The 18,938-nt window shown below is 69.5% G+C and carries 19 protein-coding genes and 1 tRNA gene; 6 read left to right on the top strand and 14 right to left on the bottom strand.

Features of this window, described 5'->3' with window-relative positions; translation table 11 throughout:
- Window positions 1-212: 212 nt before the first annotated feature.
- Both V2S05_RS00625 and V2S05_RS00620 read right to left on the bottom strand, forming a co-directional pair.
- Window positions 213-1,568, bottom strand: coding sequence for a PhoH family protein (locus V2S05_RS00625; RefSeq protein ID WP_413633330.1), 1,356 nt, complete (start codon window positions 1,566-1,568; stop codon window positions 213-215).
- Between the two features lie 202 nt (window positions 1,569-1,770).
- The gene (locus tag V2S05_RS00620; RefSeq protein WP_271638218.1) at window positions 1,771-2,553 is read right to left on the bottom strand and encodes an isoprenyl transferase; all 783 of its coding nucleotides are present in this window, start codon (window positions 2,551-2,553) and stop codon (window positions 1,771-1,773) included.
- Between the two features lie 138 nt (window positions 2,554-2,691).
- On the opposite strand from V2S05_RS00620, the gene trhA reads away from it, so the two are divergent.
- Window positions 2,692-3,378, top strand: coding sequence for a PAQR family membrane homeostasis protein TrhA (gene trhA, locus V2S05_RS00615; RefSeq protein WP_413635182.1), 687 nt, complete (start codon window positions 2,692-2,694; stop codon window positions 3,376-3,378).
- 124 nt (window positions 3,379-3,502) lie between these two features.
- Window positions 3,503-3,976, top strand: a complete 474-nt coding sequence (locus V2S05_RS00610; RefSeq protein WP_413633329.1) for an S-ribosylhomocysteine lyase — start codon at window positions 3,503-3,505, stop codon at window positions 3,974-3,976.
- Window positions 3,977-3,988: 12 nt separating this feature from the next.
- On the opposite strand, the gene V2S05_RS00605 is transcribed toward V2S05_RS00610, so the two are convergent.
- Complete coding sequence (locus V2S05_RS00605; protein WP_271638221.1) at window positions 3,989-4,234, bottom strand: hypothetical protein; 246 nt, start codon at window positions 4,232-4,234, stop codon at window positions 3,989-3,991.
- A gap of 71 nt (window positions 4,235-4,305) precedes the next feature.
- Between V2S05_RS00605 and V2S05_RS00600 the strand changes: the two genes are divergently transcribed.
- Entirely contained in the window at window positions 4,306-4,692 is a 387-nt protein-coding gene (locus tag V2S05_RS00600) for a DUF4307 domain-containing protein (protein ID WP_413633328.1), read from the top strand.
- A gap of 120 nt (window positions 4,693-4,812) precedes the next feature.
- Window positions 4,813-5,301 (top strand): transcription elongation factor GreA, encoded by a 489-nt coding sequence (gene greA / locus V2S05_RS00595; protein ID WP_271638225.1) that lies wholly within the window; start codon window positions 4,813-4,815, stop codon window positions 5,299-5,301.
- A 136-nt stretch (window positions 5,302-5,437) separates the two neighbouring features.
- Here the strand turns inward: greA and ilvA are convergent, their stop codons facing one another.
- Window positions 5,438-6,685 carry a threonine ammonia-lyase gene (gene ilvA / locus V2S05_RS00590; protein WP_413633326.1) on the bottom strand — a complete coding sequence of 416 codons (1,248 nt, stop codon included), beginning with the start codon at window positions 6,683-6,685 and terminating at the stop codon, window positions 5,438-5,440.
- The gene (locus tag V2S05_RS00585; protein ID WP_413633325.1) at window positions 6,682-7,881 is read right to left on the bottom strand and encodes an AI-2E family transporter; all 1,200 of its coding nucleotides are present in this window, start codon (window positions 7,879-7,881) and stop codon (window positions 6,682-6,684) included. Before V2S05_RS00585 ends, ilvA begins: the two co-directional genes overlap by 4 nt.
- Before the next feature lie 69 nt (window positions 7,882-7,950).
- On the opposite strand from V2S05_RS00585, the gene V2S05_RS00580 reads away from it, so the two are divergent.
- Window positions 7,951-9,213, top strand: coding sequence for a winged helix-turn-helix domain-containing protein (locus V2S05_RS00580; RefSeq protein WP_413633324.1), 1,263 nt, complete (start codon window positions 7,951-7,953; stop codon window positions 9,211-9,213).
- Window positions 9,214-9,329: 116 nt separating this feature from the next.
- On the opposite strand, the gene V2S05_RS00575 is transcribed toward V2S05_RS00580, so the two are convergent.
- The 3 genes from V2S05_RS00575 to V2S05_RS00565 all read right to left on the bottom strand — a co-directional run bounded on the left by V2S05_RS00575 (window position 9,330) and on the right by V2S05_RS00565 (window position 12,518).
- Complete coding sequence (locus V2S05_RS00575; RefSeq protein ID WP_071644583.1) at window positions 9,330-9,896, bottom strand: LemA family protein; 567 nt, start codon at window positions 9,894-9,896, stop codon at window positions 9,330-9,332.
- A 73-nt stretch (window positions 9,897-9,969) separates the two neighbouring features.
- Window positions 9,970-11,283, bottom strand: a complete 1,314-nt coding sequence (locus V2S05_RS00570) for a D-arabinono-1,4-lactone oxidase (RefSeq protein ID WP_413633323.1) — start codon at window positions 11,281-11,283, stop codon at window positions 9,970-9,972.
- The gene (locus tag V2S05_RS00565) at window positions 11,280-12,518 is read right to left on the bottom strand and encodes an amino acid deaminase/aldolase (protein ID WP_413633322.1); all 1,239 of its coding nucleotides are present in this window, start codon (window positions 12,516-12,518) and stop codon (window positions 11,280-11,282) included. The genes V2S05_RS00570 and V2S05_RS00565 overlap by 4 nt, the downstream gene beginning before the upstream one ends.
- A gap of 46 nt (window positions 12,519-12,564) precedes the next feature.
- Here V2S05_RS00565 and V2S05_RS00560 point away from each other — a divergent pair.
- A tRNA-Leu gene (locus V2S05_RS00560) sits at window positions 12,565-12,637 on the top strand.
- A gap of 162 nt (window positions 12,638-12,799) precedes the next feature.
- Here the strand turns inward: V2S05_RS00560 and V2S05_RS00555 are convergent.
- The 6 genes from V2S05_RS00555 to V2S05_RS00530 form a co-directional block, all read right to left on the bottom strand.
- Window positions 12,800-14,341 (bottom strand): NAD(P)/FAD-dependent oxidoreductase, encoded by a 1,542-nt coding sequence (locus V2S05_RS00555; protein ID WP_413633321.1) that lies wholly within the window; start codon window positions 14,339-14,341, stop codon window positions 12,800-12,802.
- A gap of 20 nt (window positions 14,342-14,361) precedes the next feature.
- On the bottom strand, window positions 14,362-15,726 hold the full coding sequence (locus V2S05_RS00550; RefSeq protein ID WP_271638235.1) for a S8 family peptidase: 1,365 nt from the start codon (window positions 15,724-15,726) through the stop codon (window positions 14,362-14,364).
- Window positions 15,723-16,256, bottom strand: coding sequence for a DUF501 domain-containing protein (locus tag V2S05_RS00545; RefSeq protein WP_413633319.1), 534 nt, complete (start codon window positions 16,254-16,256; stop codon window positions 15,723-15,725). The genes V2S05_RS00550 and V2S05_RS00545 overlap by 4 nt, the downstream gene beginning before the upstream one ends.
- Before the next feature lie 35 nt (window positions 16,257-16,291).
- The gene (locus tag V2S05_RS00540) at window positions 16,292-16,813 is read right to left on the bottom strand and encodes an FtsB family cell division protein (protein WP_271638238.1); all 522 of its coding nucleotides are present in this window, start codon (window positions 16,811-16,813) and stop codon (window positions 16,292-16,294) included.
- Window positions 16,814-16,855: 42 nt separating this feature from the next.
- Window positions 16,856-18,136, bottom strand: coding sequence for a phosphopyruvate hydratase (gene eno / locus V2S05_RS00535; protein ID WP_271638239.1), 1,281 nt, complete (start codon window positions 18,134-18,136; stop codon window positions 16,856-16,858).
- Window positions 18,137-18,233: 97 nt separating this feature from the next.
- Complete coding sequence (locus V2S05_RS00530; protein WP_413633317.1) at window positions 18,234-18,896, bottom strand: O-methyltransferase; 663 nt, start codon at window positions 18,894-18,896, stop codon at window positions 18,234-18,236.
- Window positions 18,897-18,938 lie beyond the last annotated feature (42 nt).

Below are 18,938 nucleotides of genomic sequence, written 5' to 3'. Positions count from 1 at the left end.
CCGTAAGCGGAAGCGATACCCGGAACCGCGACGCCCGCGAACCGAACGGACGCGAACCGTAACGGCCCGGAACCGCGACGCCCGCGAACCGAACGGACGCGAACCGTAACGAGCGCGAACCGCGACGCCCGCGAAGCGAACGGACGCGAGCCGTAACGGGCGCCCGCCGTCACGCACGCCGCCACGGATGCACACGCTTCCGCCGGCCCGACTCAGCTGAGCTCGCCGCCCTCCAGCAGTTCGGTCACGAGCGCTGCGATCGCCGAGCGCTCCGAGCGCTGCAGGGTCACGTGACCGAACAGATCGTGCCCCTTCAGCGTCTCGATCACGCTCGCGATGCCGTCGTACCGGCCGACTCGCAGGTTGTCGCGCTGCCCGACATCGTGGGTGAGCACGACGCGCGAGTTCTGACCGATCCGGCTCAGCACCGTCAGAAGCACGTTCCGCTCGAGCGACTGCGCCTCGTCGACGATCACGAAGGCGTCGTGCAGCGATCGGCCTCGGATGTGCGTAAGCGGCAGCACCTCGAGCATCCCGCGGGCCACGACCTCTTCCAGCACGTTGCCCGAGACGACCGACCCGAGAGTGTCGAACACCGCCTGACCCCACGGGTTCATCTTCTCGCCCTGGTCTCCGGGCAGGTATCCGAGTTCCTGACCACCGACGGCGAACAGAGGTCGGAAGACGATGATCTTCTTCTGCTGCTGCCGCTCGAGCACCGCATCCAGACCGGCGCACAGCGCCAATGCTGACTTGCCCGTGCCGGCCCGCCCGCCCAGCGACACGATGCCGACCTCCGGGTCGAGCAGCAGGTCGATCGCGATCCGCTGCTCGGCAGAACGACCGTGCATCCCGAACACGTCGCGATCCCCTCGCACCAGCCGGTACTCGCCGTCGGCCACGACGCGCCCCAGCGCCGACCCACGCTCGGAGTGGATGATCAGCCCGGTGTTCACGGGCATTCCGCGCACCTCTTCGCTGAGGCCGACCTCGCTCTCGTACAGGTCGCTCATCTCGTCGCCCGAGAGATCGAGGGTCGCGATGCCCGTCCATCCGGCATCCACCGCCTGCTCGGCGAGGTACTCCTCCGCAGCGAGCCCGAGCGAGGCCGCCTTCACGCGCATCGGCAGATCCTTCGACACGATCGTGACGTTCTGCCCCTCTCCGGCCAGCTGCGCCGCCGTGGCGAGGATGCGGCTGTCATTGTCGCTGAGTCGGATGCCCGCCGGCAGCACCGACATGTCGACAGCTCCCAGCTCGACCCGCAGCGTGCCGCCGTCGCCGATCTCGATGGGGAAATCCAGCCGCCCGTGCTCGACCCGCAACTCATCGAGGTGACGCAGCGCGCGGCGGGCGAAGTAGCCCAGCTCGGGGTCGTGGCGCTTGCCCTCCAGCTCGCTGATCACCACCACCGGAAGCACGATCGAGTGCTCCGCGAACCGGAACAGGGCCTGTGGATCGCTCAACAGCACCGAGGTGTCGAGCACATATGTGCGAAGAGCCGTGTCATCGTGTGACACGGCTCGGGCTGCTGACGTGGACTGCTGCTGTGCTGTACGTGTGGTCACGATCCACTCCCACTCGGGATGTGCTCCCGGCTCTGCAGCGAGTCGACCAGGGTCACGAGTCGCGAACCTGGAGGCCGACCCGACCGGACACGGTGTCCGATGCCATGAACGTACTTCCGCTCGCCGCACACAACGGGAGACACGCGGAACGGTTCGCTTACGTTCCGGTGAACGACGAGGGTCAGGATGCCGAGAGGCGGCGTCACCGCCCGAAGCGGCGGTCACGATCGGCGAAGTCGCGGATGGCGCGGAGGAAGTCCACCTCGCGCAGGTCGGGGCCGAGCGCCTCGACGAAGTAGAACTCGCTGTGCGCGCTCTGCCAGAGCAGGAAGTCGCTGAGCCGCTGCTCGCCGCTCGTACGGATGACCAGGTCGGGGTCGGGCTGACCCCCGGTGTAGAGGTGCTCGCCGATCATCTCGGGCGTCAGCTGCTCGGCCAGATCCTCGAGGGTGCCGCCCGACGCGTTGTGCTTGCCGATGATGCTGCGAACCGCGTCGACGATCTCGTGGCGGCCCCCGTAGCCGACCGCGAGGTTCACGTGCATCCCGGCGTGGCCGCTCGTGCGCTCCTGAGCCTGGGCCAGCACCCGTGACAGCTCCGGCGGCAGGATGTCGGAGCGGCCGACGTGCTGCACACGCCATTCGCCGTGCTCGGCGAGCGTCTCGGCGAGCTCGGCGATGATCTCGATGAGATCGTCGATCTCCTTCGAGTCGCGCTTGAGCAGGTTGTCGGCCGAGAGGAGGTAGAGCGAGACGACGCCGATGCCCAGCTCATCGCACCAGCCGAGGAACTCGCGCATCTTCGCGGCCCCGGCGCGGTGCCCGGCGGCGGCGCTGTCGAAACCGAGCTGTCGCGCCCATCGACGATTGCCGTCGATCATCATCGCCACGTGGTGCGGCGCCTTCGACACGTCGATCCGCCGTCGCAGGCGTCGTCCGTAGAGCCGATAAAGGGGTCCCCGTCCCGAGCTCTCACGTGCAGTCACGTGCCTACGCTACTCCCACCCGACGCGAGCCCACGGCAGCTCCCAGCTCATGTACCGCTTGCGGCATGCGCCCGAACGTAGAGTGAGCGCGTGAGCACCCGCCCCTCTGACAACGCAGACGTCCCCGAGCTCCCCCTGATGGAGGCGGCCGCAGTCGATGCCGCGGTCGAGGTGAGGCCGACCTGGCGAGGGTGGATTCACGCGGGCACCTTCCCGATCGCGATCGTGGCCGGCATCGTGCTCATCGTCCTCGCTCAGGGCGGCCCGGCCAAGTGGGCGGCCGCGGTGTTCATGGTGACGTCGCTGCTCCTCTTCGGCAACTCCGCGCTCTACCACCGCTTCGATTGGGGTCCGACGACCAAGGCGGTCCTCAAGCGCATCGACCACGCGAACATCCTCCTCCTCATCGCCGGCACCTATACGCCGCTGGCTGTTCTCGCCCTTCCCCCGCAGAAGGGCATGGTGCTGCTGATCGTCGTGTGGAGCGGGACGGTGCTCGGCATCCTCTTCCGGGTGTTCTGGATCAACGCCCCGCGCTGGCTCTACGTCGCGCTCTATCTCGCGCTCGGCTGGGCTGCGGTGATGTACATGGTCGATCTGCTGCAGGCGAACGCCGCGATGATGGTGCTCGTCTGCGTCGGCGGTCTGCTGTACACCGCGGGAGCGATCGTCTACGCGATGAAGAAGCCGAACCCGTGGCCGGGGCACTTCGGGTTCCATGAGATCTTCCACGTGTGCACGGTGCTCGCCTTCCTGTGCCATTGGACGGCCTGCCTGCTCATCTCGCTCGACCCCCTCTCCCCGTCACTCGGCTTCGGCAGCTGACGCAGGCGGGCACGCGCCGCATCCGGATGCCGATCGCCGGCCCTGTCGCGGGAGGTAATGCTCCGACACGTCGAACCCCGACGCGGGATACGCTCGATACTCCCGTCAGAGCAGAGGAGCGACAATGGCCGAAGTCGAGAGCTTCACCCTGGATCACACCGCCGTCGTGGCGCCGTACGTGCGTCTCATCAGCGTCGAGCACGGCCCGAAGGGCGACGCGATCTCGAACTTCGATGTGCGCTTCGTGCAGCCGAACGAAGGCGAGATACCGACGGCGGGACTGCACACCATCGAGCACCTGCTCGCCAGCCTCGTGCGCGACCGCATCGAGGGGTTGATCGACATCTCGCCGTTCGGATGCCGCACCGGATTCCACGCGATCTTCTGGGGCGAACCCGCCGTCGCGGACGTCGTCGCCGCGGTGCGCGGCGGCCTGGAGTTCATCGCCGAGAGCGCGGAATGGAGCGACGTGCCCGGCGTCTCGGCCGTGGAGTGCGGCAACTACCGCGACCACAGCCTGCACAGTGCGAAGGAGTGGTCGAAGACCATCCTCGATCAGGGAATCAGTCTCGACGCGTTCGAGCGCACCGGCGTGTGAGCCGAGCGGGGCTCAGCGCGCGCTCTCGTCGCCGTCGGCCTGATCGCGCAGTGCGGCCTCTTCGGCATCCAGCTCTTCTCGCACCTCTTCGCGGTAGCGCACCTTGCGGATGCGGCGGTTCATGTCCCAGATCAGCAGCACGACGGCCGCGACGATGATCACGATGATGGCGAAGCCGGCGAACCCCGGGGTCACCGAGTTCGGATCGACCGTCATCGACGGCGTCGGCATCGGGGTGGTCTCACCGAACAGGATCATGGTCCGCCTTCTCCTCGCAGGTCGAATAACCTGGAAGTCCAGCCTATCCGCCGTCCACACCCGGGAGAGACGTGACCACCGCACGCGAGCTCGATGAGCGATACGGCCGCACTCCGCGGCGGCGTCTGCCCTGGATCATCTTCGGCGCCGTCGCCCTGGCGGCCGTCGTCGCGCTCGGCTGGACGATCGTGGCACAGCAGATGCGCGCGGTGGATGCCGATGACCTCGCCTTCACCGTGGTCGACGCGCACAGCGTCGACCTGCGCTTCCAGTTCACCGCACCGCAGGGGGCGGATGTGGCCTGCGCCGTGGAGGCGCTCGACGAGGAGTTCGGCGTCGTCGGCTGGAAGATCGTCGAGATCGCCGGCGGCGAGCATCACACGAAGGGCGTCGCGGTCAGCATCCCGACCGTCGCGGAAGCCACGACCGGTTTGGTGAAGACCTGCTGGGTCGCCTAGAATCATCCGAAAGATGACCGACGCCCCGGCCGATGCCGGGGCGTCTTGCATATCCCACGGGCCACGAGACGGCTCGACATCCCCAAGCCCCTGAAGGGGCCCGCACCGAAGGAGCAGGCTGTGTCCACAGACGCTCAGGTACCTTTCCTCACCCAGGAGGCCTACGACCGGCTCGTCGAAGAGCTCGAGCACCTCTCGACCGTCGGCCGTGACGAGATCGCCGCCCGCATCGAAGCGGCCCGCGAAGAGGGCGACCTCAAGGAGAACGGCGGCTATCACGCCGCGAAGGACGAGCAGGGCAAGCAGGAGGCGCGCATCCGCACGCTGCAGCAGCTGCTGAAGACGGCGAAGGTCGGCGAGGCGCCCACCAGCCGCGGCATCGTCGAGCCCGGAACGGTGGTCACCGCGCTGGTCGCGGGCGACGAGGAGGTCTTCCTGCTCGGCAGCCGTGAGATCGCCGCCGGCGGCGACCTCGACGTGTACAGCGAGGCGAGCCCGCTCGGCCAGGCGATCATCGGCCTGAAGGTCGGCGACAAGTCCAGCTACGAGGCGCCCAACGGACGCGCGATCACCGTCGAGATCACCGGCGTCGAGACCTACACCGGCTGACTCCGCAAGGACGACGAACGGCGGGATGCTGCATGGCATCCCGCCGTTCTGCGTCTTCCCGGTCAGCCCTCGTCAGTCCGGTGCGCGGTCGGCCCGGCGCGCGGTCGGCCCGGTGCGCGGTCGGCCCGGCGCGTGGTCAGTCCGGCACGACGACGGGGGCGAATCCCGCCTGCCGCAGCGTCTCGAGGGCGAGCTCGGTGTGCTCGGGTCCGCGGGTCTCGATCGAGAGCTGCAGGATCATGTCGCTGATCTGCAGACCGTGACCGTGGCGCGTGTGCAGCACCTCCATGACGTTGGCGCCCGCCTGCGCGAGCAGATCCGAGACCTTCGCGAGCTGACCCGGGCGGTCGGGAAGCGGCACACGCACGGTCGCGTATCGACCCGACGCCGCAAGACCGTGCGCCACGACCCGCTGCAGCAGCATCGGGTCGATGTTCCCGCCCGAGAGGATCGGCACGGTCACGCCCGTGTCGTGCACCTTGCCGGCCAGGATGGCGGCCACGCCCACGGCGCCGGCGGGCTCGACGACGACCTTGGCGTGCTCGAGGAGCACGAGCAGAGCGCGGGCGATGTCGTCCTCGCTGACCGTGACCACCTCGTCGACGAGTTCGCGGATGATCTCGAACGGAACGTCCCCTGGCCGTGCGACGAGGATGCCGTCGGCGATCGTCGGGTGGGTCTGGATCTCGACGGGGCTGCCGGCCTGGAGCGACGGCGGCACCGCGGCGGCGTTCTCGGCCTGCACGCCGATGACCCGGACAGTGCGACCGGCGGCTGCGGCAGCTGCCTTGACCGCAGCCGCGACGCCGGCGATGAGTCCACCGCCGCCGATGCCCATGATCACCGTGTCGACGTCGGGGACGTCCTGGATCACCTCGAGGCCGAGCGTGCCCTGCCCCACGACGATGTCGCGGTGGTCGAAGGGGTGGATGAGCACGGCACCGGTGCGCTCGGCGAACTCGGCTGCGAGGCGCAGGGAGGTGGCCACCGTCTCGCCCTCGAGCACGACCTCGGCGCCGTAGCCCCGGGTGGCGAGCAGCTTGGGCACGGGCACGCCGAGCGGCATGAAGATCGTCGCCGGGATGCCGAGCATCTGAGCTGCGAGAGCCACGCCCTGCGCGTGGTTGCCGGCCGAGGCTGCCACCACTCCCCTGGCCCGCTCCTCGTCGGTCAGCCGCGAGAGGCGGTAGGTCGCCCCGCGGATCTTGAACGACCCGGTTCGCTGCAGGTTCTCCATCTTGAGCATGACGGGCGAGCCGAGGGTCTCCCCCAGGGCGCGCGACAGCTCGGTCGGCGTGCGGGAGATCACCCCGGCGAGGCTCTCCGCCGCCGCGGTGAACTCGGCAAGGCTCGGGATGGCGGCGACGCTCGGGATTGCGGTCATCGATTCCTCCTCTGCCGCTCGCGCGGCACTGTGCTCCAGATCAGATCTTCGGGGGCGGGTTCACGCCCGGTGCGCCACGCGCCCGAGCCGATGGTGACGGCGGCGACGTTGACGAATGCGGCCAGCGGAACCGCGAACAGGGCGCCGGGGATGCCGGCGATCATCGCGCCACCCGCCACCACGAGCACCACGGCCAGGGGGTGCACCTTCACGGCCGAGCCCATCAGGATCGGCTGCAGGATGTGGCCCTCGAGCTGCTGCACCAGCAGCACCACGCCGAGCATGAGCAGCCCGATCACCGGACCGTTGTACACCAGGGCGAGGAACACCGCCACCGCTCCGGTTACCACGGCGCCCACGATGGGCACGAACGACCCGAGGAAGACGAGCACTGCGACCGGGATCGGCATGGGCACTCCGAGCAGCGCGGCGCCGACGCCGATGCCGACCGCGTCGATGCCGGCGACGAACATCTGCGTGCGCGCGTAGTCGACCACCGTCGCCCAGCCGTTGCGGGCCGCCGCGTCCGCCGCCGGGCGCGCCATGCGCGGGAACAGCTTGAGCGTCCACCGCCAGATGCCCGCACCGTCGGCGAGCAGGCAGATCAGGATGAACAGCGACAGCAGCGCACCGGTGAGGATGTGTGCGGCGGTCCCGGTGACGGCGAGAGCGCCGTTGAGCAGCAGATCGGCCTGCTCGTTCAGCAACCCCATGCCCTGCTGGATGTAGCCGTCGATCTGCTTCTCGGTGAGATGCAGCGGACCGTCGAGCAGGAACATGCGCACCTGCTGGATGGCATCCATCGTCTTGGCCTGCACGTCGGGCAGCTGGCTGCGCACCTGCCAGATCACCAGCCAGAACAGCCCCGTGACCACCCCGAGCGTGCCCAGGACGGTCACCGCGATCGCCAGCCAGCGGGGGAAGTGCGCGCGCAGCATGAGCTGGAAGGCCGGCCACAGCAGCGCCGTGATCAGGATGCCGACCAGGAGGGGGATGACCAGGAGCTTCAACAGCATCACGAGCCAGATGAACAGCGCGATCAGGCCGGCGATGACAAGCAGGCGCCAGGCGTATGCGGCGGTGACGCGCAACGGTGCCGGCACGGCCTCACCGGCTGTGGTGGTCACCGTGCGCTCGAGCACGGGCGGCTGATACCGGAAGGGATTGCGGAACCTCGGCCGGGGGTCGTCGCTCATTGTGCAATTCTACGTACGCCTCGAATCGGCATCGCACCCGATGTCGGTCGGTGCGGATACTCTGGCGCGGTGACCGCTCCGCCCTCGAACACCCTCAGCGCTGCCGAAGCGCGCCGGATGACGCTGGCGGCGCAGGGGTTCTCCCGGCGCCGACCGGATGCCGTGGCGGTCCGTCATCTGCACAAGGCGATGTCGCAGCTGGGCGTGCTGCAGATCGACTCGGTCAACGTCTTCGCGCGTTCGCACTACATGCCGATGTTCTCCCGCCTGGGCGCGTACGACCAGACCCTGCTCGATCGCACCTTCCTGGCGCGCACCACGCACTACGTGGAGTACCTCGCACACGAGGCGACGTTCATGCCGGTCGCGGACTGGGCGCTGTGGGGCTTCCGCATGCGGGAGTGGCGCGAGCGAGCGGAGCGACCGGGCGGGTGGGGCCATGTGCACCGGCGCACCCTCGATTGGGTGCGCGATGAGCTGCACGCCCGCGGCCCGCTGCGGCCTGCCGACCTGCGCGACGACGCGCCTCGCGAGCGAGGCTCCTGGTGGGACTGGGATGAGGCCAAGATCGCGCTCGAGCAGCTGTGGCGATGCGGTGAGGTCGCCATCGCGGGGCGCGTCGGATTCGAGCGCCGCTACGCCCTCGCGACCCAGATCATCCCGCCGGAGATCCGACGCACCGTCATCCCCCGCGATGAGGCTGTGCGCGAGCTGGTGCGGCGGGCGGCGCGGTCGTACGGCGTCGCGACGATCGCCGATCTGAACGACTACCACCGCCTGCGCGATCAGTCCGCGGTGCGGGCGGCGGTGGGCGACCTCGTCGACGCGGGTGAGCTGGAGCCGGTCTCGGTGCGCGGCTGGGAGCGCGCCGGCAAGCCGATCGCGGCGTGGCGGCATCGGGATGCTGTGCTGCCGCGGCGCATGGATCGCGCCGCGCTGCTGACCCCGTTCGACCCTGTGGTGTGGTTCCGCGATCGGGCGCTGCGGACGTTCGACTTCGACTACCGCATCGAGATCTACGTGCCGGCCGCCGAGCGCCGCTTCGGGTACTACTCCCTGCCGGTTCTCGTCGCTGACCGTGTCGTCGGGCGGGTCGATCTGAAAGCGGATCGCGCATCGTCGACACTGCGGGTGCAGTCGGCGTGGTGGGAGCGGCAGGCCAGGCCGCAGGCCGACGCGGAGCGCGTCGCGGAAGAGCTCGTGCGCGCTGCGCTCTGGCAGGGCCTCGAGCGGATCAGCGTGTCCGGGTGGGGCGACGCGGCGGATGACGTGGCGCACGCGCTGCACGGCGCCATGACGTCGGTCGAGCGGCACGTGCATCCGCGGGAATGACGAACGCCCCGTCGGATGGCGGGGCGTTCGGCGCTTTCGGCGTTGCGACTCGCAAGCTCGCTCAACCTTGACACGAAGAGGCTCGATGCGACTTCGTCGCATCGAGCCTCTTCGTGTCAGAACTGCACGCGCGGAGGTTCGGAGATCGCCCCGTCGTCGTTGACCTCGAAGAATTCGCGCTCGGTGAAGCCGAGTCCGCGGGCGAAGAGGTTGTTCGGGAAGACCTTGATCTTGGTGTTCAGCTCGCGGACGCCCCCGTTGTAGAAGCGACGAGCCGCCTGCACCTTGTCTTCGGTGTCGACCAGCGAGTGCTGCAGCTGCAGGTAGTTCTGGCTGGCCTGCAGCTGCGGGTACGCCTCGGCGACGGCGAACAGACTGCGCAGCGCCTGCTGCAGGTGCCCCTCCGCCACTCCGGCCTCGGCCGGTCCCGACGCGGCGAGCGTCTCGGCGCGCGCTCGGGTGACCCCTTCGAAGACCTCTTTCTCATGCGCGGCGTAGCCGCGCACCGTCTCGATGAGGTTGGGGATGAGATCGGCTCTGCGCTTGAGCTGCACGGCGATCCCGCTCCACGCCTCGTCGACTCGCACCTTCAGCTGCACCAGCGAGTTGTATGTCGACCACAGATAGATCCCGACGAGCAGCAGCACTCCGACGACGATCAGTACCGGCCACAGCCATTCCATGCACAGCCCCCTCTTGAACCGACATCCATCCTATGCGCGTATCACTGCGCGTCGGCTGGACGACAGGCCGCGCTCAGGCGCCGAGGATGCGCTTGAGGTGCCGGTTGCCGAACAGCCGGTCGGGATCGAGCCGGTCGCGCAGTGCGACGAAGTCGTCGAACCGCGGATAGCGCTCGCGCAGCTGCTCGGCGGTCAGACTGTGCAGCTTTCCCCAGTGCGGGCGGCCGCCGTGGGCGAGCATGATCTGCTCGACCGCGTCGAAGTACTCACGCGGATCCGCGCGCCAGTAGCGGTGCACGGCGATGTACGCGGTGTCCCGACCGGACGCAGTCGACAGCCACAGGTCGTCGGCGGCGGCGAAGCGCACCTCGACGGGGAACTCGATGCGCCACCCGCGGTCGGCGATGAGCCGGCGCAGCTCGCCGAACGCCGAACCGACACTCTCGGCCGGCAGCGCGTACTCCATCTCACGGAAGCGCACGTTGCGGTGGTGGACGAGCACGCGATGCGAGCGATCGGAGTACTCCGCGTCACCGGTCAGCGTGACCGCGAGCCTGTTGAACGGCGGGATCACCGCGGGGACCGCGCGACTCACCGCGCAGAATGCACCGAACACCCCGTTCGTCAGCAGCGTCTCATCGATCCAGCGGCGCACGGGCGGGATGGGGCGCCGTGGCGCGGACTCGGGAAGTCGCGTCTGCGTCTTGGTGAGCGCGATGTCAGTGTGCGGATGCCAGTAGAACTCGAAGTGATCGGCATCCGACACGCGTTGGCGCAGCGAACCGAGAGTCTCGTCGAGCGGCTCTGGGGCGTCGATCGCGTGCATGACGAAAGCCGGAACGCACTGCAGCGTGACCTCGACGACGATGCCGAGGGCCCCCAGACCCACCACGGCTCCCGCCAGCAGTTCGCTGTCGTGCTCGTCGTCGATGCGCAGGAACTCGCCCGCCGCCGTCACCAGGGTGAGGCCGCGCACCTGCGTCGCGATGCCGCCGAAGCGCGCACCCGTGCCGTGCGTGCCCGTCGAGATCGCACCGCTGATCGACTGCCGGTCGATGTCGCCGAGATTCTGCATCGCCAGGCCGTAGGGCTTCAGCAGAGCGGGGATGCGGTGCAGCCTCGTGCCTGCGAGCAGCGTCACCCGCCCCGTCTGCGGGTCGGCCGACACCAGACCTTGAAGGTCGTCGAGCTCGAGTAGCACACCCGGTGCAGCGGCGATGCCGGTGAAGCTGTGGCCCGCGCCGACCGCCTTGACGGTGAGCCCCTGCCGTGCCGCGACCACGACAGATCGCTGGACACCCTCGGGCGAGCGCGGACGCTCGACGCGAATCGGGCGCACCGACGCGGTACGACCCCAGTTCTGCCAGGTTCCGCCCGGTCGGGTCATAGAAAGGCCTTCCCCTCGCCGCGGTAGGTGGGCAGCTCGCCGATCACGGTGCCGCCCGAGACGAGATGGTACCGCTCGACACGCTCTGCTCCCTCTCCGCTCTTGGCGTGCCGGAACCAGACACGGTCGCCCACGCTCAGATCGCGCGCGCTCGGTCCACGCAGCGGCGTCTGCACCTCGCCGGCGCCTTCCCGCCCCAGGGTGTGCAGTCCTGCCGGCCAGACCGGAAGGGGCTGGCGGGAAGCCACGGCCGGGCCTGACGCGACCCAGCCGCCGCCGAGCACGGTCGCGATGTCGTTCGTCGGCTTTCGGACCACGTCGAAGGCGATCGCCGCGGCAGGCGCGGGACGGAACGAGCGGTACCCGTCGAAGAGATGGCCAGCGAGCAGACCGCTGCCCGCGGTCGCCTCGGTCAGCGACTCGTCGCTTCCGGTGAACTCCAGAGAGCCCGTTCCTCCTCCGTTCAGGAACTCGAGCGGAGCGACCTGCGTCATCGCCTCGGCGATCTCGGCGCGTCGTCGGCGCAGCTCGTCGCGTGAGCGGGATTGCACCATGCGGATCACCGGGGCGTCTGGCCCCGCGGCATCCCCCTGACCGGCGATCTGCGCCTCGTACATCTGCAGCCCCACGAGACGGAAACCACGGCGACGCACGACCTGCCGCGCGAAGGCGGCGACGTCCGAAGCCGAGTGCAGCGGCGAGCGGCGCACGCCGACATGGCCGAGAGACGGGGAGCGCAGCGACGCGTCGATGTCGATCGCCACCCGCACCTCGGGCCTCGATCCCGGTCCAGCCACCGAGTCGATCACGTCGAGGTGGGCGATGTTGTCGATCATCAGCGTGATGCGGGATGCCGCGCGCTCGTCGGCGAGCAGCCGCGCCAGGGCGGCCCGGTCGACGGTCGGGTAGCCGAGCACGATGTCGTCGTGCTGCTCGGCGAGCCAGAGCGCCTCGGCGAGGGTGAAGGCCAGCAGACCGCGGTACCCGGGGATCTCGAGCACGGCATCGAGGACGGCGCGAACTCGCACGGACTTCGTCGCGACCCGGATCGGGATGCCACCGGCGCGCACGAGCAGGTCTATCGCGTTGTGGCGCAGAGCCTCCCGGTCGATCACCGTCACCGGGGCGGGTAGGTGGGCGGTCGCGTCGGTCAGCGACGACCAGAACCGGTCGGGATGGCTCCAGAGCGCGTCGGGATCGGATGCCGGACGCCGGCCTGCGGTGAGATCGAGCACTCCCCCACCCTACGACCCGACCGAGGCGTCGATAGGCTGAATGCGGGCCCCCATAGCCCAATGGCAGAGGCAGGCGTCTTAAACACGCTTCAGTCTGGGTTCGAATCCCAGTGGGGGCACGCAGTGACGCCACTGGGTGAGAAGCCAGACCAGGGGCCACGCCGGCCCGAGGCTCCGCGCGACGCGCAGCGGCGCGTGGAGTGGCCGGTGAGAAGCCCGACCAGGGGCACGGAAAAGGGTCCGCCCGAGCTCTCGCTCGGGCGGACCCTGAGTCCTTCGCGTCAGACCGTCGTCTCGACGCTCTCGGGCTTCTTGGCAGCGGGCTTCTTGGCAGCAGGCTTCTTGGCGGCCGGCTTCTTGGCAGCGGGCTTCGCGGCGTCGGCCTTGTCAGCCGGCTTCGCGGCATCCGACGTGGCCGGCTTGCCGGCATCCGACTCCGCCGCGTCCTTCTGTGCGGCGGGCGCCGCGGTCTCGGCGGCCGCCGGACGCGGACGCGCGGCGAACTCCTCGAAGGCCGCACGCGGGTGCTGCACTGCGGCGAGGTTCGCGAAGTCGCGACCGAGCCACAGGTTGTTCCACCAGCCCCACAGCACGCGCCACTTGCGCTCCCACGTGGGCATCGCGAGACCGTGGTAGCCGCGGTGCGCGACCCAGGCGATGAAGCCCTTGAGCGCGATCTTGCCCGACTGGAAGACGCCGTTGTACAGGCCGAGACCTGCCACCGCGCCGAGGTTCTTGTGATAGTAGTCCGTCGTTCCCTCACCCCGAAGGACGGCGACGAGGTTCTTCGCGAGCAGCTTCGCCTGCCGAACGGCGTGCTGCGCGTTCGGCACGCAGGTGCCGTCGGGAAGGCCGCCGGTCTTGTCGGGAACCGCGGCGACGTCACCGGCGGCCCACGCACCCGCGACGGGGTTGCCCTCGGCGTCGACGACGCGCAGGTCGGCCTGCGCCGAGATGCGCCCGCGCTGCTCGGTCGGCAGGTCGCCGCCGCGCACGACGGTCGGGTTGGCCATGACACCGGCGGTCCACACGATCAAGTCGGTCGGGATGACCTCACCCGTCGACAGCTCGACGTTGCCGTCGACCGCGCTGGTCACCTGGGTGTCGAGGTGGATGTACGCGCCGCGCTTGCCGAGGTCCTTCATGACCCACTTGCTGGTCTCGAGCGAGACCTCGGGCATGATGCGGCCCATCGCCTCGATGAGGTGGAAGTGCGTGTCGTCGAACGACAGCTGCGGGTACTTCGAGATCAGCGACGAGGCGAACGAGCGCAGCTCGGCGAACGCCTCGATGCCGGCGAAGCCACCGCCGACGACCACGACGGTCAGCAGGCGGTCGCGCTCGGGACCGGCGGGGATCGCCGCGGCCTTGTCGAAGTTCGACAGCAGGCGATCGCGCACCGCGACGGCCTCCTCGATGGTCTTCAGGCCGATCGCGTTGTCGGCGATGCCCGGGATCGGGAACGTGCGCGACACGGCGCCTGCGGTGACGACGATCTGGTCGTACGCGAACTCGTACGGCTCGCCGATCGGCGGGGTGATGGTGGCCACCTTGTTGGCGTGGTCGATGCCGGTCACCTTGGCGGTGATCACGTTGGTCGTCTTGAGATGACGACGGTGCGTGACGACCGCGTGGCGCGGCTCAATCGATCCGGCTGCAACCTCGGGGAGGAACGGCTGGTACGTCATGTACGGCAGCGGGTCCACCATCGTCACGTCGGCCTCGCCCTTGCGAAGGTGCTTCTCGAGCTTCCAGGCGGTGTAGAAACCTGCGTAGCCTCCACCGACAATCAGAATGCGGGGCGCAGTGCTGTTCTGAGGCACAGGGGGACAACTCCTCGTCGTCAGGGTGTGGGAGTGCGTCTACCGCGCTCCGATCGGATGCGCCGGGCAGCTGCGGTGACGCCAAGCGCTACCAGGATACCAGGCACGGTGAGGGCCAGCAGCGGCAGGGTACCGTATCGCAGCGACTCCTCGGTCGGAAGCAGCGGAGACGCGGCATCGACCGACTGCTCGACGGGGGGAAGAGGCGGCACGGCGACCGGGGTCGCAGGCTGCTCGGTCGCCGGCTGCTCAGGCGCGTCCGCGCGGCGGTAGACGCGGATCCACTCCTTCAGATCGCCCATCGGATTGCTCGAGACGCGCGGGATGGATGCCGTGACCGCCGCCTCGGCATTCAGCAGACCGAAACCGTAGAGCGGGTCGGGCGTGCGGGCCATCTCGGGCACCGGCACGGCGGTTCTGATGAGGCGGTTGATCACGTTGGCGGCGTCCAGATCGGGGTGGGCCGCCCGCACCAGCGCGGCAGCGCCGGCGACGATCGGTGCAGCGCCGCTCGTGCCGTCCCAGGATCGGAGCGTGCCGTCGGCCGAGACCCCCAGCAGCGATTCGCTCGGCGCGGAGATGCCGATCGTGATGCCCTGGGTGGATGCCCCCTCGCTGGCGACCCCGGTCTGATCGACGCCCCCGACGGTCAGCACCCCGGGGATCGTGGCCGGTGCGCCGATCATCGAGGTGCCGCTGCCCCGGTTGCCGGCGGCGACGATCACGACGACGTCGTGCTCGAATGCGTACAGGAACGCGTCGTCCCAGCTGCGGTCCCAGTCGAGGGTGTTGGTGGTGAAGGAGAGGTTGATGACGTCGGCGCCGTGGTCGACGGCCCATTTCATGGCCTCCACCACCTGGTCGACGAACGGCTTCGTCGAGGACGAACCGGGGAAGCCGAGCGAGACCGACAGGAGCTGCGCTTCCGGCGCGACGCCGATCATGCCGGTGCCGTCGGGGTTCCCCCGCCCGGCCGCCAGCGAGGCTACCCAGGAACCGTGATTGGGGTCGCGCACGCCGACCGGGGTGCGCCCGTCCGCGCTGCCGACGCCCGACACGTCCGTGCCGTCGGCCACCGCACCGTCGAAGACCACTGGAGGCTTGCCGATGCCCGTGTCGATCACCGCGATCTTCACGCCCTTGCCCCTGGTCACGTTCCAGGCCTGCCGGATCCCGGCCCCGTCGAGCCAGTACTCCATCGCCCGAGCCGGATCGTTCGGGTCGTCCGGGATGGGCGGCGCAGCCGGCGTCACCGTCTCTGCGGGCACCTGCAGCACAGGCGCCGGCTGGGCTCCGGCCGCCGACGCGGGCACGGCGGCGAGAACCGCGGATGCCACGATCGCCGCAGTCACGGCGACACCACGCAGCATCCGGGGAGCGGTCATGACGCGCGGTCCGCCAGCGCAGCGCCGGGGTCGACGCACGCGCAGCGTTCGGGCGACCAGCTGGAGCGCTCGAGCGCGGCATCCCCCACCGGGTTGACCCCGGGCCCCGCGGCGAGGGCGTGCCCGGCGAGCGCGTGCAGGCACTTCACGCGCGTCGGCATGCCCCCCGCCGAGATGCCGTCGATCTCGGGCACGTCGCCGAACTGAGCACGGTCGGCGAGGTACGCCTCGTGAGCGCGGCCGTAGGCCGCGGCGATGTCGGCGTCCTCCTCGAGCATCCGAGCCAGCTCCGGCATCACCTGCGTCGCCTCGAGGGTCGACATCGCTGCGGTCGCCGCCGGATGCGTCAGGTAGTAGAACGTCGGGAACGGCGTTCCGTCGTCGAGACGCGGTGCCGTGGCCACGACGGTCGGGTTGCCGCAGACGCAGCGCGCGGCGATGCCGATGACGCCGCGGGCGGCGCGGCCCAGCTGGCTCGAGACCACGTCTATCTCTGCAGCGGTGGGCGTCGGGAAGGGAGGTGTCGTCACCTCACCAGGGTACGGGAGGGTCGCTGTGACACCCCTCACCCCTGCGGGCTCGGCTCCTCGACGGCGTTCTTCGCGAGTCCCGCCGCGGTCAGGCCCCGCAGCAGCTGCGGCATCCAGTCGGACGGGCGCTCCTTCAGCTGGTCGCTGACCTCCCGCTGCTCGGGCGGCAGATCGGCGGGGTCGAGATCATCGTCGACGAGGAAGACGACCTCACCCGGTTTGACGTAGTACAGCCGCTCACGCGCCTGCGTGGTGATGTAGGCCGGATCGTTCCAGCGATCGCGCTCGCGCTCGAGGTCGGCGATCTGCTCTTCGGTCACCTGCACCGACTGCTCGAGCGCGGCGATCTTCTGCTTCTGCCCCAGGTAGGTTCCGATGGTCGGCACGAGCACCCAGGTGCCCAGCACGACGAGCGACAGCATGATCACCGCGAAGCCCGACAGCCGGATGCCGCTGGCCCACTCGCGCACATCCACCGTGCGGCCGGCCGAGGTGCGACGGGGCGCATCCGCAGCCGCCACGGACGGCGAAGGAGGAGGAGCCGGTCGTCTGGCCATGCCCCTCCTCCTTCATCCGTTCAGATCAGCGTGCGCTCCTGCTCAGGCCTGGAAGCGCGGGAAGGCGGATGCGCCCGCGAAGACCGCGGCGTCACCCAGCTCCTCTTCGATGCGCAGAAGCTGATTGTACTTCGCCACGCGCTCGCTGCGCGCGGGCGCACCGGTCTTGATCTGACCCGCGTTGGTCGCCACGGCGAGGTCGGCGATCGTGGTGTCCTCCGTCTCGCCCGAGCGGTGCGAGAGCATGGCGGTGTAGCCCGAGCGCTGCGCGAGGCTGACCGCGTCGAAGGTCTCGGTCAGGGTGCCGATCTGGTTGACCTTCACCAGCAGCGAGTTCGCGACACCGCGCGCGATGCCGTCGCCGAGCCGCTGCGGGTTGGTGACGAACAGGTCGTCGCCCACCAGCTGCACCTTGCTGCCGAGTGCATCGGTGAGCTGCTTCCAGTTGTCCCAGTCGTCCTCGGCGAGCGCGTCCTCGATCGTGACGATCGGGAAGTCCGCGACCAGACCCTGGTAGTACTCGATCAGCTCGGGGCCGCTCCAGTCCTTGTTGTCGAGGCGGTACACGCCGTCGTTGAAGAACTCCGTCGCGGCGACGTCCAGGCCGAGCGCGATGTCCTTGCCCGGGGTGAAGCCCGCCTTCTCGATCGCCTTGATCAGGAACTCGAGGCCCTCGCGGTTGCTGGGCAGGTCGGGCGCGAAGCCGCCCTCGTCGCCGAGGCCGGTGGCGTAGCCGGCGGCCTTCAGCTCGCTGCGCAGCACGTGGTAGGTTTCGACGCCCCAACGCAGCGACTCGGAGTAGGTGTCGGCGCCGATCGGGGCGAGGAAGAACTCCTGCATGTCGATGCCGTTGTCGGCGTGCTCGCCGCCGTTGATGACGTTGAACAGCGGCACGGGCAGCAGGTGCGCGTTCGGACCGCCGAGGTAGCGGAACAGCGGCAGGTCGGCCGAGTCGGCGGCCGCCTTGGCCACGGCGAGACTGACGCCGAGGATGGCGTTGGCGCCGACGCGCTTCTTGTTGTCGGTGCCGTCGACCTCGTTGAGGATCTCGTCGACGATGCGCTGCTCGCTGGCCTCGACGCCCTCGATGGCGGGGCCCAGCTCGTCGATGACGGCCTCGACGGCCTTCAGCACGCCCTTCCCGCCGTAGCGGCCCTTGTCTCCGTCGCGCAGCTCGTACGCCTCGAAGGCGCCGGTCGACGCGCCCGAGGGAACGGCGGCGCGCTGCACCACGCCGTCGTCGAGGAGCACCTCCACCTCGACGGTCGGGTTTCCGCGCGAGTCGAGAATCTCGCGTGCGCCTACAGCCTCGATCAGTGCCACAGAAGTGCTCCTTCGAAAGGGAGGGAAGGGTGGTGGTGGAGCGACGTCGATCCGCGTTTCAGTCTAGCCATGCCGGTTCTCACCACTCGTGTGCGTGTCAGACGACGACGGCCAGCGCGAAGCCGTCCCAGCCCTTCATGCCCACCGTCTGCAGGGCGGTCGCATCGAAGCGGGGGTCCTCGCCCAGCATCCGGAGCCCGTCGCGTGTGCCGACCACCATCGGGTCGGTGCTCTCGGCGTCGGCGATGTCGCCGCTGCGCCCGATGTTGTCGACGACGACGACGGTGCCGGGATGCCCGAGCCGGGCAGCCCAGTCGAGGTAGATCGTGTTGGATTCCTTGTCTGCGTCGATGAAGACGAGGTCGAACCCGCCGACCAGGGTGGGCAGCACGTCGGCCGCCCGGCCGATGCGGATGTCGACCCGCTCCCCCACCCCGGCCGCGTCGATGCTCGCGCGCGCCACCGCGGCATTGGCGGCCTCGGCCTCGATCGTCGTGACTCGGCCGGCGTCGCCGACGGCGCGGGCCATCCAGATCGTGGAGTACCCGCCGAGGGTTCCGATCTCGAGCACGCGCTGTGCGCCGCTGATGCGCACCAGCAGGTTCAGCAGCTTGCCCGCCACGGGCGCGACTTCGATCTCGGGCATCCCGGCGGCCCGTTGCGCCTGCAGTGCCGCCTCGAGACCCTCATCGGGCCCGACGAGGGTCTCGGCCAGGTAGTCGTCGGCCCTGCGCCAGTTCTGCGGAGTGGATTCGGTCATGTGCCCAGCCAAACCGTCGGGCCGCGCTCGGTCAAGCGGTGG

The organism is Microbacterium sp. OR16 (assembly GCF_047306725.1).
In the GTDB taxonomy this organism is placed as follows: domain Bacteria; phylum Actinomycetota; class Actinomycetes; order Actinomycetales; family Microbacteriaceae; genus Microbacterium.
Note: the sequence above shows the minus strand (reverse complement) of the source record. Positions and strands in the feature narration are given on the sequence as shown.

Excerpts from the sequence above, each read along its gene's own strand:
- V2S05_RS00575 (WP_071644583.1), bottom strand. The coding sequence starts at position 9,896 with ATGGAATGGCTGTGGCCGGTACTGATCGTCGTCGGAGTGCTGCTGCTC.
- V2S05_RS00570 (WP_413633323.1), bottom strand. The coding sequence starts at position 11,283 with ATGACCCGACCGGGCGGAACCTGGCAGAACTGGGGTCGTACCGCGTCG.
- trhA (WP_413635182.1), top strand. The coding sequence starts at position 2,692 with ATGGAGGCGGCCGCAGTCGATGCCGCGGTCGAGGTGAGGCCGACCTGG.
- ilvA (WP_413633326.1), bottom strand. The coding sequence starts at position 6,685 with ATGACCGCAATCCCGAGCGTCGCCGCCATCCCGAGCCTTGCCGAGTTC.
- V2S05_RS00540 (WP_271638238.1), bottom strand. The coding sequence starts at position 16,813 with ATGGCCAGACGACCGGCTCCTCCTCCTTCGCCGTCCGTGGCGGCTGCG.
- V2S05_RS00610 (WP_413633329.1), top strand. The coding sequence starts at position 3,503 with ATGGCCGAAGTCGAGAGCTTCACCCTGGATCACACCGCCGTCGTGGCG.
- V2S05_RS00550 (WP_271638235.1), bottom strand. The coding sequence starts at position 15,726 with ATGACCGCTCCCCGGATGCTGCGTGGTGTCGCCGTGACTGCGGCGATC.
- V2S05_RS00530 (WP_413633317.1), bottom strand. The coding sequence starts at position 18,896 with ATGACCGAATCCACTCCGCAGAACTGGCGCAGGGCCGACGACTACCTG.
- V2S05_RS00585 (WP_413633325.1), bottom strand. The coding sequence starts at position 7,881 with ATGAGCGACGACCCCCGGCCGAGGTTCCGCAATCCCTTCCGGTATCAG.
- V2S05_RS00605 (WP_271638221.1), bottom strand. The coding sequence starts at position 4,234 with ATGATCCTGTTCGGTGAGACCACCCCGATGCCGACGCCGTCGATGACG.